The following is a 19,262-nucleotide window of genomic DNA, read 5'->3' as shown; positions in this document are numbered from 1 at the left end:
CCGAACCCCACTGAATCACCCCCAACTTTAAGTAATTGTATTCGTTGGATTGCGAAACTAGGTGGATTTTTGGGACGTAAAGGAGATGGTGAACCGGGTGTCAAGACCCTTTGGCGAGGATGGCAACGTTTGCATAACATTGCTGCTACATGGAAATTAGTTTCTACCCATTCCCCCCCAGATGTCAAGGCTGATTTTGTTAAGAAAGATGTGAGTAAGGCATAGCTTATCAAGGAGGGAAGAAGAGAAGGGGGTATTTTCTCTTACTCCCCCCCTTACCAAGGGGGGGCTGGGGGGGTTCTTAGCATAATATTTTGGGGTTTAACATCGAGGTGAGTCAATCCTTGCTGGTGAACAAAACTCAGCGCGCTTCCCACTTGTTGAATAATTGGCAAAGCTTTTTCTTCCGACAAAATGCCGTTATCTTCGAGATATTCGGCTAAGTAAATTCCGTCGATTAATTCCATCACCATGCACCACAATTAGATATTTCCTACCCTTTCGGGAAACACTTCGTAAACTTGGACGACGTGGGGATGGCTGCACTTGGCTAAAGATAAAGCTTCGTTGAGAAATTTGGTTTGTAATTCCTGAAAGTTTGGTTTACCTTGAACGTTGGCATTTAGGGTTTTGATGGCGACTAATTTGCCTTCTTTGCGGTTTTGAGCGCGGTAGGTGACACCGAATCCGCCGCCGAGGATTTCTTCGATTAGGTATTTGCCTTGGTCCATTTGTTGTCCGGGCGGCCAGTGCCTCATGATGGGTATGTGAGGATGTGGAGAGGATGGTTTTGATTATAGCTGAGATGGGGGAATTTTGTTGAGTATTGTCTTCTTTCTAGAGTCTTCTCGATCGCTCCTAGCCCCCCTTAATAAGGGGAGGACAAGAGTTTGTAAGGTGCCCCGGTGCGGAGATTCTCAATTTTTGAGAAGATAACGGACGCTGACGCACTCTACAATTTAACGTGACGGTTTATGGTTGAATGAAAATACCGATCGCATTATGAACTCTCGCAGCAGTTGACGGAGGTCGATCGAGCAAACTACCTCCCAAATACAAACTCGTCGAACTTCCCCCATCCAAATTTAAAGCCTCCACAGCACCCATTTGCTGCAATATCTGCGCCAGTTCTGCGAAATTTGGTCCCGCCCCGCCCGCGCGGTTGTGCACCGCTACAATCAGCAAATTCCCCGCAGCAGTTCGCCCGATCGCACTTCTAATTGCTGTCTGTCGAACATACGCATCGCTAAACCCTTCCGCCTTCGCATCCAAAACCACTCGACTGTTTTGTACCAACATCGGCCCGCCGCCTAGAATGTAGGGAAAACGGTTAAAATCAGCAGGAATAGTGTTAGTTTCCAGACGCAATAAAGTGCCGGGGGTAAATTGAGGGGCGATCGACAAATCCGAACGCAAAGCCAAAATATAACCGTTAGCTGGAATGGAAAAAGTTGTTGTTCCCGCCGCACCTCCGGGGGATTGGCTGACAACTCTATCGCCCGCAACTGTCACAACTATTTCATTGTCAGAAAATGGAGTATAAGTTGTCCCCCAATCAGAATTGTAGCGACCGATTCCCGATTGCACGTAGGCACTATTGAGATGAGAAACAGGCAAAAATTGATTTGCCGGAGTTATCAAAGTTTCTTGCAAAGTCAAACGAGCGATCGCAAATTCTCCCCCATCGTTCCAGGCGATCGCCCCCCGGTTCAATATCGGCCCGGAAAGCCATTTATTGTCGCGCCGAATTGCGCCTAAAGCTAAGCGATTAATTCGATTGAAAAACCCTGCATTAATTGCCGCAGCCGCTCCCCAAACTTCTGCTGTTTGCAATAAAGGTGCAGTCCCTTGCTCTGCAGGTGGATTGCTGAGAATTGGTCGAATTTTCACACCAGCTTGACGGGGATTAACTTCTAACCAAACTACCGGAAAACGCGCGGTTCCTAAATTCTGATACTGCTGCTGCCACCGCACACCGGGAGCCCAAAGAATGTTTTTTTCTACTAACGAATCTGGCCGAATGTCGATCACTAATCGATTGGGATTTCCCTCGCTGAAAACTTGCGGCCGCCAACCTAAAGGAATCGTCACTTTGACTCGGGTTCGATCGCCCTCAGGTTCGACTTTTAGTGATAGCAATTGTTTGCTGGTTTGAAAAGTGTCCTGAAGTAAGGCGGGATCGACTTTGGCATCGATCGCAATCGACCATTCTTGACCGATAATCTGCTGTAAAGGCGTCCTGTGCAGCGGGAGAGCCGGTTTGGTCGGGTCGTCTGGTGTTTCGAGATTTGGCGCTGCGCGGAGGCTTTGCAGTGGGATAGCGGGCTTTGTGGGGTCGTCCGGGGGGTTGGGCGTGGGTGTCGGCGACGGCCTTGGTTTATCGACAAAGTTGACTTGCCAAGGGGCGGGGCGATCGAGATCTACAACAATGCGCGAGCCCCATTCTCTTTCTGCTTGCCGAATTCCAGTCACATTTGCCACGGGAGACGTGATTCTCAGAACATTACCATCTGCTGATATCTGCCAACCCGCAAGGGACGCAAAATCGGTAACATCTAAGTAACGATACGAGCCTGTTGCCCGCGCTGCTAAGCTTTGAGCGTCGGTTAGAGATACCGAAAACCACTGCACCGGTTGTTTCGTACTGTCGGCGCTGCTAAGCAAATCCACTCCCACACTTTGCATCAATCCAACGTCAGCAATCCAAGTTCGGAAATCCGCAGAAGTGCTGTTTGCCGGCTGCTGAGTCCAACTTAGGGGGAGAATGCGGCCGTTTATAGACACTTGGCTGCCTTGTCTAATTCTCAAAGATGGCGGTACAGATTGAGCCAAAAACCTATATTCCGACAGGGGTTGAAACCCCTGTTTCATAGCTGAAGTTTTCTCAAGAGAACTATCGGTCAATATTTCAGTCGGTTTTAACTCACATCTTGCACCATTCTCAAGAACAGGCAAGATGCCTGTTCCACAAAGAGTAGATTTTCTTGTGGAACGGGCATCTTGCCCGTTCATAAAAGGCTGATTGACAATGGTGCAACATCTCAGTTTTAACTCACATCTTGCACCATTCTCAAGAACAGGCAAGATGCCTGTTCCACAAAGAGTAGATTTTCTTGTGGAACGGGCATCTTGCCCGTTCATAAGAGGCTTATTGACAATCGTGCAACATCTCAAATTTAACCGACTTTCGCTATCAGCCAGGGAATTCATTCCCTGACTAGATCTCGAAGCATCAATCAACCCAGCCCTCTTCCCGTCTTGTGCTCTTCCGGGTTGATTCCACACTAAAGACGGGGCGATCGCCAGTACGGGTAAAATCCAGACTGACAATATTCGACGCCAATACAACAAATTACGTTTCACAGTTTACAACTCACAATTTCAGTCCTAAACACATGGGGATATAGAAACGCGGAATATCTGTAGGTTTTTTCTTACTAAACCCTATATTTTTGCCGATGACTGCGATCGGCAGGAAGCTCTGGATCGGGTCTAGGTTAGTCGATGGCGCTAATTGCCCTAAATACCTACTACCAACTGCTCACACCGGAATACAAATCACAAACTCCGAACCCTCACCGAGGGAGGAATTCACCGTTAACGTACCTCCATGTTTTTCTACAACAATTTGGTGGGCGATCGACAATCCTAATCCCGTTCCTTGACCCACAGGCTTGGTTGTGAATAAGTGGTTAAAGATGTTTTCCTTGACTTCGTTCGACATCCCCTCTCCATTATCCTTAATCCGAATCAAAACCCGATCTTTGGATTCGCTCAGAACTGTTTGAACCGTGATTTGATTAGGTCGGGCTTTAATTTCACTAAAACTGCGCCCCTTATTTGACTCTTCCAGAGCGTCAATGGCATTGGCTAGTACATTCATAAACACTTGGTTTAACTGTCCCGGAAAGCATTTGACTAGGGGCAAATCACCATACTCTTTCACAATTTCAATGGCAGGGCGGAACTCGCTCGCTTTTAAACGGTGCTTGAGAATCAGCAGAGTGCTTTCGAGTCCGTCGTGAATATTGAAAGAAACGGGGCGATCGCTATCTGCCCTCGAAAACGTTCTCAAACTTGTACTGATATTGCGGATGCGATCGACTCCCTCCTTCATCGAGCCAATCAATTTCGGCAAATCTTCTCGCAAATACTCCAAGTCCATATCCTCAATTTCTGCTTCAATTTCCACTCCCGGATCGGGGAATTTTTCTTGATACAAATCAATCAAGTTAAATAAATCCCCCACGTATTCTTGAGCAGGTTGCAAATTGCCGACGATAAAGCCTACCGGATTGTTAATTTCGTGGGCTACCCCTGCGACTAAATTTCCGAGAGCCGACATCTTCTCATTCTGTATCAGTTGCAGTTGCATCTGCTTGAGATTGTTGATAGACTGCTCTAGTTTTTGGGCATCATCCCGAGATTGTTGATAAAGCTGTTGAGATTCCTGATACAAGCGGGCGTTTTCCAGCGAGATCGCAGCTTGGGAGCAGAGGATGTTGAGGAGGGCGACGCGATCGCGCGTGAATACTCCTGTTGCTAGATTATTTTCCAGATACAAAATCCCCATCATTTTGCCTTGATGGAGAATCGGAGTACATAGGATGCTCTTAGGTTCCTGCTGCATCATATAGGGGTCAGAAGCAAATATTAATTCTGTCTTGACATCATCGAAAACTAGGGTTTTCTGGGTGCGTTTGACGTAATTAATCACAGTCTGGGGAATTGATTGGCTCTCCTCGATCGCAATAGTTTCTTGCAGAAGACAGCCTTGGCGATCGCTACAGTGGACAGCGATTTTCCAGTTCTCCTCTTCTTTCAAAATCAATACTCCTGTTTGAGCCCCTGCATTCTGAATCGCCACTTCCATCAGGGTAGTGAGCAATTGTTCAAACTTTATTTCGCTAGACAGAGCTTGATAAGCTTTGATAACTGTTGGTAAATCTATTACTGCGCTACTCGTACTCCCAGCAATTGTTTGGTTTTTGGTAGAAGATGAGGTGTCATTGGAGGTGGTTTCTGCCTCGAACAAACGACCTTGATTCTGTTGCAAAATAGGAGAAAGTAATTGAGGATAGCATTGTTCTAACCTATCAATCTTCGCTTTAGCCCCCCAACGAGAGTAGGAATAGTAGGCATCAATTAGATAAAGTTGAGCCTGTTTTTCTTTCCCCCACTGTAAATAAAATTTTGCAGCCCGCTCGTTTGCTAAAGCTTCTTCATTGAGGTATTTGTTTTCTTTAGCTAGAGCGATCGCTTTGTCGTACATCTCGATCGCCTCTATTTTCTCACCTAAAACTCGATGCCGTTCTGCTTCTACTAAATAGAATTTGTGCAGATGATTCATGGGGGCATGATGCGCCCATTTCTGCATTTTTTCTTGATTAGCTTGTACTCTGTCAAGAATCCCCTGTTGCTCTGACTGTAGAGTGTCAGAATACACCGCCAACCACACCAAAGAATCGTAGAAATAGAAGATAGCAACAACTGGCATTCCTACCACTGCATCTAAATACTTCTCTGCTATAGCGATATTCTCAATCGCTTCTGAGTAATTTTCAAACCAATAACAAAGTAAAAGTTTGTTTAAATATATGTATGCAACTCCCACTTTATCGTTCGCTTGCTGGTAAAATGGCAACTTGATCTGCTCATCGCAGGCTTCACCCTTTAGAAGGCAGTAATTCTCACTTTTCCCCAGCAAATTCAAGATGGTCTGCCAATAGATTTCTATATAATTAAGCGCTGTTTCTTGCTTGATTTTATGCAGAGCCTCTCTGTTTCTTTCTATTTCTCTTTCCAGGACAGTCAGTTCTTTGCCACTATAGTAAGCTGAACAGGAAGACTGTAATAAATTATAGCCTGCATATTCTAAATCTCCTGCCTCCATTCCGCTAGAGTAAGCTGACACCAAAGGCTCTAAGGTTTCTCTGAGATGCTCTTTGCAATGTCGGATAAATAAATTTACTATCAAGGCTGTTTTGGCTTTGATTTCTTGAGAATTTAACTTTGACACTAGACTTAAAGCCAATTGACCGAACTGATAGCCTGAATCAATATCTTCCACAACTCCACAAAGAAGAAAACCATAATTGGCGTAAGCAAAGGGAGAGACAGAAGCATTCCCATATTGGACGGATAATTGTACTTGTTTGCACACCGTCAAAGGCAACAGTGCAGGAGCAGCAATGTATGCAGGAGCAAAGATACTTGATAAAAGTCTCATAGCTGCTAGTTTATAGGAATCGCTCATTTGAGGCAGGTCAACTAAATCCTCAATTCGCAAGCCATTCAAAATTGACGCAGTTTCCCCTAGTGCCTGCCCAATATCTGACGAGTTTGGCTCCGAGGGAAACTCTACCCCCAACTGCTTTAAAACTTGTAGTCCCATATTCAGTGCTTCCTGTAGATTATTTTGCGCCATATAAGCTTGCATCTGTACTTCATATACCTTCACTTTGTCCAGCAGCGTTTTGGCGCAGTTTTCCACGACTGATGCTAATTCTTTCATCTGGTCAAAATCACCGCACAGATATGCCGCTCCTGCTGCTTTTGTAAACAGCGCTAATGTTAGTTCGTATTGATTCTGCCAACAATTTTCTGTCAGTAATTCCCTGCCAATATTGAAGCATTCAACCGCAGCAGCATAAGCGGTAGCAGCTTTGGCTTTCTTTCCAGCGACCAGATTCAACCGTGCTAATTGCTCCCGTTGTGCCTCCTGAGTAATTAGCTCAACTCCCACATTTAAGTGGTTGACAATATCAAAAATTCTTTCTTCTCGATCTGCTTCTGGCGTATTGTCTAACAGCAGTTGACCGATTTTTAAGTGAGTCGATCGCTTTTGCTCTTCGGGAATCAGGGAATAGGCTGCTTGTTGAACCCGATCGTGTAAAAACTTATATTTGGGTAATTGGTCATGGGTAATTGGTAATTGGTCAGATACCTTCCCATTACCGATTACCGACTTGCTATTCCCCTCTGCTTGATAAAACTTATAAACTTCGCTAATGGGTAAAATTAGCCCTTCTTGTAGTGCCTTCCATAAAGCGGATGCGGTTTCTACTGGCGAATTTTCATCAACAATTGCTAAGATCGCCAAATCGAACTGATTGCCAATACAAGCAGCTAACTTTAAAACTTCCTGTGTTCGGGTTGGCAACTTTCGCAACTGAAGTGCCATGAACGCTACTACATCATCCGTTAGTGCCAAGGTTCGCACTCGGGCAATATCGCACTGCCAATACCGAGCTTCAAAATTAAATTCAATTAGCCCATCTTCATGTAAAGATTTGAGGAACTGTGTGCTGAAAAATGGATTGCCTTGGGTTTTTTGATAAACGAGTTCTGTCAAAGGCAGAGCCAACGCTGTAGAACAATCTAGAGTATCGGCAACTAAACAATTTAGGTCTGCTTGAGCGAGGGGAGCTAAGGTAATAGTGTTCACCTTTGCTTCAGCTTTTTGAATCTCTGCTAACGTCAGCATTAATGGATGTGCTGGAAAAACTTCGTTATCCCGATAAGCTCCAATTAAAAAGATATAGCGGTTATCAGTAGCACTCATCAGCACTTGACTTAATTTTAACGATGCTGAGTCTGCCCATTGCAAATCGTCCAAGAAAATCACTAAAGAATGTTCTTTTGTTGTGAAGACTTGAATAAATTTTTCAAACAACAAATTGAAGCGATTTTGAGCGGCACTGCCCGAAATTTCTGGGACGGGCGGTTGCTGTCCGATAATACGTTCTAGTTCGGGAATGACTTCAACGATCGCCCCAGCGCTATCGCCCAAAGCTGCCAAAATTTCCAACTTCCATTGTTCAAGTTTAGCATCTGTTTCCGATAGCAGTTGTCCCATTAAATCGCGAAAAGCTTGGACAAATGCTGAAAAGGGAAGGTTGCGTTGGAATTGGTCGAATTTGCCTTTAATAAAGTATGCTCGCTGTCTCACAATTGGTTTGTGAACTTCGTTGACAACAGCGGTTTTGCCAATGCCTGAGAAACCGGCAACGAGCATCATTTCGGCGCTGCCGGCACTCACGCGCTCAAAGGCCGCTAGCAGGGAGAATACTTCGCTTTCTCTACCGTATAATTTTTCGGGGATATAGAAGCGATCGCACAAATCTCGCGTTCCCAATTTAAAGCAAGCAATTTTACCTGTCTCTTTCCATTGGTGCAAACAAGTTTCCAAATCAAACTTGAGTCCGATCGCACTTTGATAGCGATTTTCAGCATTCTTAGCCATCAGTTTGCTAACAATTTCAGACAGCACCAGTGGAACGCTTTTGTTAAGGTGATGGACTGGGATAGGCTGCTTGGCAAGGTGACAGTGTACTAACTCTATCGGATCGTCAGTTTGGAAAGGCAACTGTCTCGCGAGGAGTTCGTAGAATGTGACTCCCAGAGAGTAGAAATCCGTGCGGTAATCAATGCCTCGGTTCATTCGCCCAGTTTGTTCGGGAGATATGTAAGGTAAGGTGCCTTCAAGGACGCTGGGATTTTGAATTTCTTGGGTTTGGCGCGGCAACAGGGAAGCGATGCTGAAGTCAATCAGTTTGACTTGTTTGGTGGTGGGGTTAATTAGAATGTTGGCGGGTTTGAGGTCTTTATGGATGACGTGGTGGCGATAAAGTCCGTCGAGGGAGTTGGCAATTTGAATTGCCATAGGAAGAAACTCGTTAATAGGCAACCCTTCTAGGGGCTCCTTGCTATCGGATGCTAGAAGATCGAGATAGCTACTTAAGGAAATTCCCCCAAAGTCTTCCATCACCAGAGCATAGTGGTTATGATAAGTCTCCAGGCTGTACGCCTTAACACTGCCGGGGATATCTAAGTTTTTAGCAATGACGTACTGGTTGCGAAAGTTAACCAGTTCGTAGAAGCGGGGAAAGTCATTTCGCAGCACTTTGATCGCGACGGGCTGCCCATTTGAACACCGAAGGCCGCGATACACTAAAGTTCTCGTACCTACGTATATTTGCTCGTTAATGTGATATCCGAGAAAAAGATTTGTTGTAACCATATCTACGTATTTCTACTGCTTCTTTCAAGCCTAAACTTTCTTAGAGTTGATATCTACTATTGTGCCTCTATCTGCGGTTCTATTCATTAATTTCATTTTTCTTAACATATTTTGAACAAGAAATTATGAAAGAGCGATTTTAAAAAGCAGACTGAATATTTTATGTAAGAGCTGTTGATACTTCTGTTGACACTAAGTATAAAATGACTCCGCGAACGCTGATTGAACGGCAGCAGTTCATTGAAGAGGAAGTTAAGAAGCTCATGAATAGGCGTGGCATCATTATGGGAGGATTCTTGACACTCTGGACTCTCAAGAAACTGAGATTCTTGATTCCAAGAGGGGACTTGCTGATACAGGATTTATCCAGCCTCAGTAGAGCTCATCTATCCACAAGCATTTAGGGTGTTACCCCAAGTTTCCCTATGCCCTACGCTACGCATCCTCTCCTGGAGAGGATATTTATAGCTGCATTAAGATCGCGATCCCAAACACACTGCCCGTCAAGCTTTATTAACAGCACTAAACTGTTGTTGTTTTCGGTAAATTTTAAATTATATAACTATATAACTAACATTAATTCGATGAATTACGAGAAACTTATGATAACATGAACCTGAAAAATATAGGGCAATTAATTTCTATATTTTAGAAAAATTAACTTTTGACTGAATTTCCCCGTGTTTCTTGCATCGAGCAGACTAAAGTTTCGCTCGTTTTCCGCTTACTTTCTTTTATAACAAAATAGAAATGAAATGTCCCAAATGCCAATCAACTTATATCGGTAAGAACGACCACCTTTGAGTTTAGTCCTGGACGCACCGAGGCTCAGAAACCGGGTTTTTTTAGGAAAAAACTTGGTTGTGACCCCCAGACTCAGTAAAAAACCCGGTTTCTTTGGTATGTGTGCGTAAGTCCTGAGCTAAACCAAATTACCAAGGCCAAGTTTGTGGGTGTCAGTCGATTGGAGATTGGAGATTGGAGATTTACTGGACAGATGAATCTGGGAGATTGAACAAGAGTCTAAAATTTTTACCTCTCCACGACTCGTGTCAGAAAGCAAGTATCCGTTTTTGGGTGCGGTCAAAAAGGCTGCGCTGGCTCTACCAGATGCTCCTAATGTGTCAGAAATCCTTGAAATAGCCTTCATTGAGGAGTTACGAACGTTTGTGGGAAAAAAAATACAAATTAGGGTTACGGACAACTTTGATATACTCACCGTCGTAAACGAGCGGTGATTCTTGACGCTTCATCGACTGGTGCTACCGAAATAGTCTTATCCTGTCTCTGCGCCCATTTAGAGTCGTGGCGATATCCCATCCCGACTTTATTTATGTTTGCTGCGGCATTTTCGTCTCGGTCGTGTTCTGTCTGGCAGCTTAAACATTGAACCGACCGAACATTTAGATCTAATTTCCCCCAATTGAATCCACAGCTTGAACAAACTTGGCTGGTAGGTTCCCATCTATCGATCGTTCTGAAATCTCTGCCAAATTTTTCTGACTTAGCCTCACACAGCCTCCTAAACTCTCTCCATCCTTGCTGACTAATCGCCCTTGACAATTTTCGATTTTTTACCATCCCCGATACATTCAAGTCTTCCAAAACTATCGCTTGGTTTTCGCTTACTATTTTGGTTGACAGCTTGTGCAGGAAATCTTGGCGCGTATCAGCAATTCTGTTGTGAAGCTTGGCGATTTTGATTCGAGTTATTTCTCTTCTTTTGGTGTCCTTTGGTTGACGAGCTAACTTACGCTGTAATTTGCGGAGCTTTCGATCTAATTCTTTGTAGCTAGGGCTTTCGGCTTTTTCGCCGTTGCTCATTACTGCAAAGGTTTTAATCCCTAAGTCAATTCCGATACTGGGATTATCAGCTTTGGTGAGAATCGGCTCTACCTCTACTACAAAACTCAAGAAGTAGCGACTGGCACAGTCCTTGATTACTGTAACAGAGCTAGGTTCAGACGGTAGTTTTCTAGACCATATAGGTTTAACTATACCAATTTTAGCGATATATACTCCATCGCCTTTAAAGGAAAATCCTCCAATCCTAAAGCGTGCCGATTGACTGTTTGTTCTTTTCTTGAATTTGGGATATCCAACTTTACTACCTTTTCGCTTTCCTTTACAGGATGCGAAAAAATTCTTAAAAGCAATATCCAAATCGGCAACTGATTGCTGTAAAGGAATGTTTGATACTTCAGACAACCATTTACGTTCTTCAGTTAATTTAGCTTGAGTTATTACTAATTTCTGAAGTTGGGCCGATTTAGGCTTTGTTTTAGATTCTTTGCAAAGCGCAAGCGCATCGTTCCAGACAACCCGAACGCAACCAAACAACTGAGCTAAACTTCTCTGTTGTTGGTCTGTTGGGTAAAATCTGTACTTGTACCTTGCTTTCATTTGCTGTGCTAATGTTGGTCTGTACCATGAAATTATATATTGGTTTAGAGTGGATGACAACCTATTTCCGAAAAGAACGACATAGTGTTACAGATATTAAGATTCACTTGGTTTGTGTGACCAAATACCGACGGTCGATATTTACTGCCGAAAGTTTGAGTGTAATTGAAAAGTCGTTTCGCGGAGTAGCCGAAAAGATGGACTTCCAGATCCTTGAATTGAATGGTGAAGAAAATCACGTTCACTTATTGAATATCCTCAATAGCTTTCAATCTCTCAAATAGTGAACGCACTGAAAGGAGTTTCTAGTCGGGGATACGGGCAGGCAGGATACAAGAAGCCTCACAAGGAGGCTTTAGGTCGTCCTAGCTACTTCTCGGTTTCTGTACCAGGAGCGGAGCGCCACTAGAAATACTTAAAACATATATTCAAACACCTTGAAAAGCTGGCCACTGAAGAAGGGGCTTGTATCCCATTTCTTTTGGTCAACCTTTTTCGGCCAGGCATCTTAGCCTGGGTTTTGGGCGATCGCCTACAAGACTTGGGCCGGGCCTCTGACTGTAATCGGTAAAATTTTATCAATTTCTTGATACACTTGATGTTCCCAGCTCGAGAGTTGACTGCACAATAAGACAGGTTTCACCAGTTGTGAAGCGCGCTGCTACATTGCACCTACCGACTGACCGGGCAGGTGGCTTTTGTGTCTGCGGGCGCTGACGAAAGCAACTCAACAGCGCAGCAAGCAAAATAAAGCTAAAGTTACTATCTACCTGTGTTCGCTGCAAGGCTACCCTTGCGGACTAAGGAAAAAAACAGACAAAAAACTCGACAAGCGCAGCTATCCCGTAGGGAATCGCCTGCAATGTATCTAGTCTCCGGGCGGCGATCGCCTGCTGAATCACTGCTTTTTAACAGCAGGGTATTCTAGGAGACATCTCCGAGACGATGCGAGCGAGATAATTTAAAATCTGCAAACAGGGTGTCAGTGCTAAGTACAGGCAGCATAGACGTAAATTTTTATCAAATCAGCTTCCAATATGCTGTTTTAAAGTTTACTAGGCTCCCACCGCTCGGCAGCCTTCTCTCCGAGCTATAAAAACGCATCAACCACACAATCACGGAAATAACATTCAATCAACATGGGTAATACGATCGATCCAAACAGAAACGTGCATCAGACTGAGCGAGGAACTCCATTCGCCGGCCAAAGCTGGTTAGTGGAAGAAAGAGATGCCTGCGGTGTGGGCTTTATTGCCAACCAAAGCGGCGAAGCTACCCACTCGATTATTCAAAAAGCACTCCCAGCTTTAACTTGTCTGGAACATCGCGGCGGTTGCAGCGCCGACCAAGATTCCGGCGACGGTGCGGGTTTGATGACCGCGATTCCTTGGGAATTGCTGGATACTTGGTTTGCCGAACAGGGAATTGTGCCTCCTGCACGGGAAAACTGCGGCGTGGGAATGCTGTTTCTGTCTCAAGATAAATTTCAAGCGACTATAGCGCGGCAAGTGGTTGAGATAGTTCTGGCCGATCGCGGGCTGACACTTTTGGGATGGCGCAAAGTTCCCATTGTACCGTCGGTTTTGGGCGAGCAAGCGCTAGAACATCAACCTCAAATCGAACAAGTAATAGTCAGTTCACCGCACTTAGCCGGAGACGAACTCGACAGACACCTATTTCTGGCGCGCCGCACCATCGGACACGCGCTGTCAAATCGGGCCAACTTCACCCGCCAAGACTTTTATAGTTGCTCTTTTTCCTCCCGCACGATCGTCTATAAAGGCATGGTGCGATCGGCCGTACTAGCAGAATTTTACCAAGACCTGAAAAATCCCGCTTATAAAAGCTCCTTTGCCGTCTATCACCGGCGCTTCAGCACCAACACGATGCCCCGCTGGCACTTAGCCCAGCCGATGCGCTTGCTGGGACACAACGGGGAAATTAACACGCTGTTGGGCAATATTACCTGGATGAAGGCGCGGCAAGCCAATTTATCTCACCCGAATTGGAGTCAAGCGGACATCGACACGTTCAACCCAATTGTCAATTCCGAAAGCAGCGATTCGGCAAACTTGGACACCGTGATGGAGTTGTTGGTGCACTCGGGCCGCACCCCCCTAGAATCCCTGACAATTATGGTGCCCGAAGCCTACAAAAATCAGCCGGATTTGGCTCCCTATCCAGAAATTGTCGATTTTTACGAGTATTACAGCGCCATTCAAGAACCTTGGGACGGCCCGGCACTGCTGGTGTTCAGCGACGGCAAACAAGTAGGTGCTACGCTCGATCGCAACGGTTTGCGGCCGGCCCGCTACTGCATTACTAAAGACGGTTTGGTAATTGTGGCTTCCGAAGCGGGAGTTGTGGATATTCCCGAAGCAGATATTGTCGAAAAAGGCCGTTTGGGGCCAGGACAAATGATTGCAGTTGACCTGCAAACTCAAGAAATTCTCAAAAATTGGCAACTCAAGCAGCGGATTGCTAAGCGGCACCCCTACGGCGAATGGCTGAAACAAAACCGCGAAATCTTGCAGCCGCAGCCTTTTGCGGAAACACCAACCCTCGACTCGCAAACGCTGTTGGCAACCCAAACTGCTTTTGGCTACACAGCGGAAGATTTGGACATGGTGATCGTCGAGATGGCGAGTTCTGGGAAAGAACCGACTTTCTGCATGGGCGATGACGTTCCCTTGGCTGTGTTGTCAGAAAAGCCTCAGTTGCTGTACAACTATTTCAAACAGCGGTTCGCTCAAGTGACAAATCCGCCGATCGACCCCCTGCGCGAGGGGATGGTGATGTCGCTGACGATGACTATGGGGCTGCGGGGCAATTTACTGCAAGCTGTGCCGGAAAATGCCAAGCTGCTAAAAATTGATTCCCCGGTACTCAACGACGCTGAACTGTCTTTCTTGAAAGAGCAAAAGTCTTTCCTAGCTACAGAATTGTCAACGCTTTACAAAATTACTGCTGGGCCTGGCGGTTTGAAGAGCGCAGTCGAGCAACTTTGTCAAGAGGCGGCTGCTTCGGTGCGCGAGGGTGCGAGGATTCTGATTTTGACCGATCGAATCTCGAAGGCAGAAGGCGAATCTTCTTCTGTTGGATTGAGTGCAGAATGCACTTATATTCCGCCCTTCCTGGCAGTTGGTGCGGTTCACCACCACTTAATTAGCGTCGGGTTGCGGATGCAAACTTCGCTGGTTGTGGATACCGCGCAATGTTGGAGCACTCACCACTTCGCTTGTTTGCTGGGTTACGGGGCGGTGGCTGTTTGCCCTTACCTGGCCTTGGAAAGCGTGCGCGCCTGGTGGTCTGACACCAAGACTCAAAACTTGATGCAACACGGCAAGGTACCCAATATTACCGTGACCCAGGCTCAAGCTAGATACCGCACAGCGGTGGAAAATGGGCTGCTGAAGATTCTGTCGAAAATGGGAATTTCGCTGCTGTCTAGCTATCAGGGGGCGCAAATCTTTGAGGCGATCGGCATTGGCGGTGATTTGCTCGATTTGGGTTTCAAAGGCACGGTTTCTCGGATCGGCGGTTTGAGTGTGGCGGAACTGGCTAACGAGGTAATGTCTTTCCACAGTCAGGCTTTCCCAGAATTGCACCTCAAAAAGCTGGAAAACTTCGGCTTCGTGCAGTACCGCCGGGGTGGTGAATATCACATGAACAGCCCGGAAATGGCGAAGGCTTTGCACAAGGCGGTGACTACTTTTAAGGCTCAGACTAACGGTAACGGCAACGGGGTCCAAGCAAAAATGGAACCAATTGGTTCCAAAAATTCTGAAACGGCTTACGATCACTACGAGGTTTACAAGCAACTGCTCGAAAATCGCCCGGTAACGGCTTTGCGGGATTTGCTGGATTTTGTGAGCGATCGCCCTCCGATTGCGATCGAAGATGTAGAATCTGTAGCAGATATTGTCAAGCGGTTCGCCACCGGCGGTATGTCCCTCGGCGCTTTGTCCCCGGAAGCCCACGAAACCCTAGCGATTGCGATGAACCGCATCGGCGGCAAATCCAACTCCGGCGAGGGCGGGGAAGACCCGGTGCGCTACAAAGTGCTAAACGATGTGAGTGCGGCGGGTTTCTCACAGACGCTACCTCACTTAAAAGGTTTGCAGAACGGCGATACAGCTTCTTCATCCATCAAACAGGTAGCTTCGGGACGCTTCGGGGTGACTCCCGAGTACCTGATGAACGCCAAACAAATCGAAATTAAAATCGCACAAGGTGCGAAACCGGGTGAAGGCGGTCAATTGCCAGGGGCGAAAGTGAGCGAGTACATTGCTTATTTGCGCCGATCGAAACCGGGTGTGACGCTGATTTCGCCTCCTCCTCACCACGATATTTATTCGATCGAGGATTTGGCGCAGTTGATTTTTGACTTGCACCAAATCAATCCCAAAGCAGGTGTTTCGGTGAAGTTGGTGTCGGAAGTCGGCATCGGGACTGTAGCCGCCGGTGTCGCCAAGGCAAATGCTGATGTGATTCAAATTTCCGGCCACGATGGCGGCACCGGTGCTTCGCCATTGAGTTCGATTAAGCACGCAGGTTCTCCGTGGGAACTCGGATTGACAGAAGTGCACCGGGTGCTGATGGAAAATAAATTGCGCGATCGAGTTTTGCTCCGCGTTGACGGTGGCTTTAAAAGCGGCTGGGACGTGGTTGTAGGGGCTTTGATGGGCGGCGAAGAGTACGGTTTCGGCACGGTGGCAATGATTGCAGAAGGCTGTATTATGGCTCGCGTTTGCCACATGAATACTTGTCCGGTGGGGGTGACAACTCAACAAGAACACTTGCGGAAACGGTTCCCCGGTACACCGGAACACGTTGTTAATTTCTTCTATTTCGTAGCACAAGAAGTGCGGAGTTTGCTGGCGAAATTGGGTTATAAGTCGATCGCAGATATCATCGGCCGCGCGGATTTGCTGACAAGGCGCGATGGGGTGAAACTAACTAAAACCCAAGCGATTAATTTGGATTGTTTGACCAAGTTACCGGATACTAAGAGCGATCGATCTTTCTTGGTACACGAACCCGTGCACAGCAACGGCCCGGTTTTGGATGACGATTTGCTGGCGGATGCTGAGATTCAAAGTGCGATCGCCAATCACGGCACTGTTAGCAAGAGTGTAAAATTGGTGAATACCGATCGCACTGTGGGTGCGCGTTTGGCAGGTGCGATCGCACAGCAACACGGCAACACGGGCTTTAGCGGTCAAATCACCCTCAATTGCACTGGTAGCGCGGGCCAAAGCTTCGGCGCGTTCAATTTGCCGGGGATGACGCTGGTACTGTCAGGCCAAGCCAATGACTACGTTGGTAAAGGAATGCACGGCGGCGAAATCGCGATCGCACCGCCGGCTGGTGCGACTTATGATGCTTCCGAAAATGCGATCGTCGGTAATACTTGTTTGTACGGTGCGACGGGGGGAACTCTGTTGGCTGCGGGTAAAGCTGGCGAACGGTTTGCGGTGCGTAACTCGATGGCGAAAGCAGTCATTGAGGGTGCGGGCGATCACTGCTGCGAGTACATGACTGGCGGCGTAATTGTCGTGTTAGGAAAAGTCGGCCGCAACGTCGGCGCTGGAATGACTGGCGGCTTGGCTTATTTCCTCGATGAAGATGGCAGTTTCCCGGCTCACGTCAACGGGGAGATTGTGAAGATGCAGCGGGTTTTTACGGCGGCTGGGGAGGCGCAGTTGAAGGAGTTGATTGAGGCTCAGCGCGATCGAACGGGCAGCAAGAAAGCTGAGAAAATTTTAGCAAATTGGTCGGAATATTTGCCTAAGTTCTGGCAAGTTGTGCCGCCGAGTGAAGGGAATTCGCCGGAGGCTTCGGAACAAAAGATTGCTGTGGAAGTTTAATTTTGTAGCTGGTTAGTTGGTTAAATATACATCTCCAATAATTACTGTGGAACAGGCATCTTGCCTGTTCAAGACTACGTTTTTTGGAGATGTCTAATGAGGGGCAATGCGAATTGCCCCTTTTTTAATCTACTTAAGTTACACTAGGGTGTAATCTTTAACTGCCTCGCTCTGAAGGAATTCTTGATAAGCCGATTCATCTCCAAAAGAGTCGATCGAAACCTGAGCTTTTGGCATTGGTATCAGCGGAGTTTCGACGGGGACATATTTGCAGTATCCAACTACAATCGCCTCAAACTCATTATTAGGTATTGCTGTTGGGTACTCTTCCACCCTCACCACTTCCCAGTCTCCAGTGCGGTAGTGAGTGCTAGAAGCGGAACCGTCAGCGCTGTGAAACTCCAGCAATCTGTACCCCGGTGCGGGGATAGGTGCGTTGGATGAGTCAAAATACTCTGCAAGGATATCAGTGTATGCCCCTGTGTGGGCTAACAACCTATTATCTGCCCCTTCATCTTCAGTCCATTCGGCACGAAAAATCATGTATTTTCTACCCATTAGTTAATCCTCCTCGGTTTCTTCCAGGTAATCGGGGAATTCGGTTTTGCCATTGAAAATTAAAATTCATTGAGTAAGGCGAACTAACTCGCTCTTACCCTAACTAGCTGCATTTGTTTCAAATCTAATCCCTTCATAAATTTCGCCCAATTGAACTTGAAACGGCAGGGAAGACAAAGCCAACACTTCATCTGCCGATTCGTATTCACTTAAAAGCCACTTATTTTCCGAAGTCTTGACAAACTGCTCGACATAAAATTTATACTGATCGATTAAAATGTATTCTCGAAACTCAGGAATCGATCGATAATAATCAAACTTATCCCCTTGATCGTAATTTTTCGTACTTTTTGACAAAACTTCAACAATCATCAAAGGATTAATTATTGTATCTGTGCGATCGTCTAAAAGCACTGGTTCGCCTTTAACCACCATCACATCTGGATAAGTATAGAGATGATAGCGCGGTATCGACAACCGTAAGTCACCGATAAAAACCTTATAGTTTTGCCCCCTGAGAGCAAATTTTAAATGAGCATAAAAATTGCCCGCAATATCATTATGATTTGGAGTACCACCAGTCATAGGAACTATCTCGCCATCAATATATTCACTTTTGGACTCGGCCACTTCCTCTAGTGCCAAATATTCCTCTGGCGAGTAGAGTTTTTGAGTTTGGGTTAACATAGTTTATATCCTCAACAGCCGTTCATTTTATTTTAATTAAAAGTACACCTATTTTACCAAATTTGAATCGGGTCAGGGTGCGATCGGACTGCTATCAAATCTTATACTCAAAGGTCGATCGCACCCTGACCACTCAAAAAAGCGTGTGAAGCGCAGCTATCGGGCTTTTAATCCCTCGCTCAAGAGTCAAAAACGCCACCTCTAAAGCTGAGCTAGCTCTCATTAACTTTGCATATTGTAATTATTAACAAAAGCTATAAGTTTTTCTCACTAGCTTTCCGCTGCTCCCTCCGGGTTTTACAGCAAAAGTTAAATACGCCTGAGCTTATCTGCACTGAGCGAAAAGTTTTGTTACAATAGGTAAGCTGTTACAAATCGTAACTTATGCTGGTTTCTATTTTAATAATTGACGTTGCCCTCGTTGCCTGGTCTTTGCACTTAATGCAAGAGGCGATCGCGCAACGGGAATTTTCACTAATGCTAGCCGGCACCCTAGTTGCGGTCTCAGCCGCGGCCCTGGTAGTCGTCTACTTCCTCATGGGGTCTTGTTTGAGCCATTTGACCGAAATATCCCAACACACATAGCTGACAAAAGTATAGTCATTTATAGACATGGGAGGCGTCAAGTCCCTCCCCCTTCACTTTCACTTCGAGCGGATTGACCCGCCTTGGCTGAACTACGCAGCTCTCTATCCCATTGCTGAACGCATTTGGGATTGCTT

General features: G+C 46.1%; 8 protein-coding genes and 2 pseudogenes. 4 read left to right on the top strand and 6 right to left on the bottom strand.

Annotated features, from left to right (window positions below):
• Positions 1–225: IS4 family transposase (locus ACUVJL_RS07350; protein ID WP_445245256.1), on the top strand; the 225-nt coding region annotated here is incomplete at its 5' end.
• 50 nt (positions 226–275) lie between these two features.
• Here ACUVJL_RS07350 and ACUVJL_RS07345 read toward each other — a convergent pair.
• The 4 genes and pseudogenes from ACUVJL_RS07345 to ACUVJL_RS07330 form a co-directional block, all read right to left on the bottom strand.
• Positions 276–731: pseudogene (locus tag ACUVJL_RS07345) on the bottom strand (serine/threonine protein kinase).
• 241 nt (positions 732–972) lie between these two features.
• A complete protein-coding gene (locus ACUVJL_RS07340; protein ID WP_445245255.1) occupies positions 973–3,363 on the bottom strand; it encodes a phosphodiester glycosidase family protein in 2,391 nt (796 codons plus the stop codon).
• A gap of 178 nt (positions 3,364–3,541) precedes the next feature.
• On the bottom strand, positions 3,542–9,022 hold the full coding sequence (locus ACUVJL_RS07335) for a trifunctional serine/threonine-protein kinase/ATP-binding protein/sensor histidine kinase (RefSeq protein WP_445245254.1): 5,481 nt from the start codon (positions 9,020–9,022) through the stop codon (positions 3,542–3,544).
• 1,215 nt (positions 9,023–10,237) lie between these two features.
• Complete coding sequence (locus ACUVJL_RS07330) at positions 10,238–11,425, bottom strand: RNA-guided endonuclease InsQ/TnpB family protein (protein ID WP_445245253.1); 1,188 nt, start codon at positions 11,423–11,425, stop codon at positions 10,238–10,240.
• 53 nt (positions 11,426–11,478) lie between these two features.
• On the opposite strand from ACUVJL_RS07330, the pseudogene tnpA reads away from it, so the two are divergent.
• Positions 11,479–11,866: pseudogene (tnpA, locus tag ACUVJL_RS07325) on the top strand (IS200/IS605 family transposase).
• A gap of 698 nt (positions 11,867–12,564) precedes the next feature.
• Complete coding sequence (gene gltB / locus ACUVJL_RS07320; protein ID WP_445245252.1) at positions 12,565–17,295, top strand: glutamate synthase large subunit; 4,731 nt, start codon at positions 12,565–12,567, stop codon at positions 17,293–17,295.
• Between the two features lie 138 nt (positions 17,296–17,433).
• On the opposite strand, the gene ACUVJL_RS07315 is transcribed toward gltB, so the two are convergent.
• Complete coding sequence (locus ACUVJL_RS07315; protein ID WP_445245251.1) at positions 17,434–17,853, bottom strand: hypothetical protein; 420 nt, start codon at positions 17,851–17,853, stop codon at positions 17,434–17,436.
• A gap of 99 nt (positions 17,854–17,952) precedes the next feature.
• Entirely contained in the window at positions 17,953–18,540 is a 588-nt protein-coding gene (locus tag ACUVJL_RS07310; RefSeq protein ID WP_445245250.1) for a Uma2 family endonuclease, read from the bottom strand.
• Between the two features lie 384 nt (positions 18,541–18,924).
• Between ACUVJL_RS07310 and ACUVJL_RS07305 the strand changes: the two genes are divergently transcribed.
• The gene (locus tag ACUVJL_RS07305; RefSeq protein ID WP_445245249.1) at positions 18,925–19,125 is read left to right on the top strand and encodes a hypothetical protein; all 201 of its coding nucleotides are present in this window, start codon (positions 18,925–18,927) and stop codon (positions 19,123–19,125) included.
• Positions 19,126–19,262: the final 137 nt, after the last annotated feature.

Source organism: Microcoleus sp. OTE_8_concoct_300 (assembly GCF_031383065.1).
Lineage (GTDB): Bacteria > Cyanobacteriota > Cyanobacteriia > Cyanobacteriales > Microcoleaceae > Microcoleus.
This window is presented reverse-complemented; position numbering and strand designations above follow the sequence as displayed.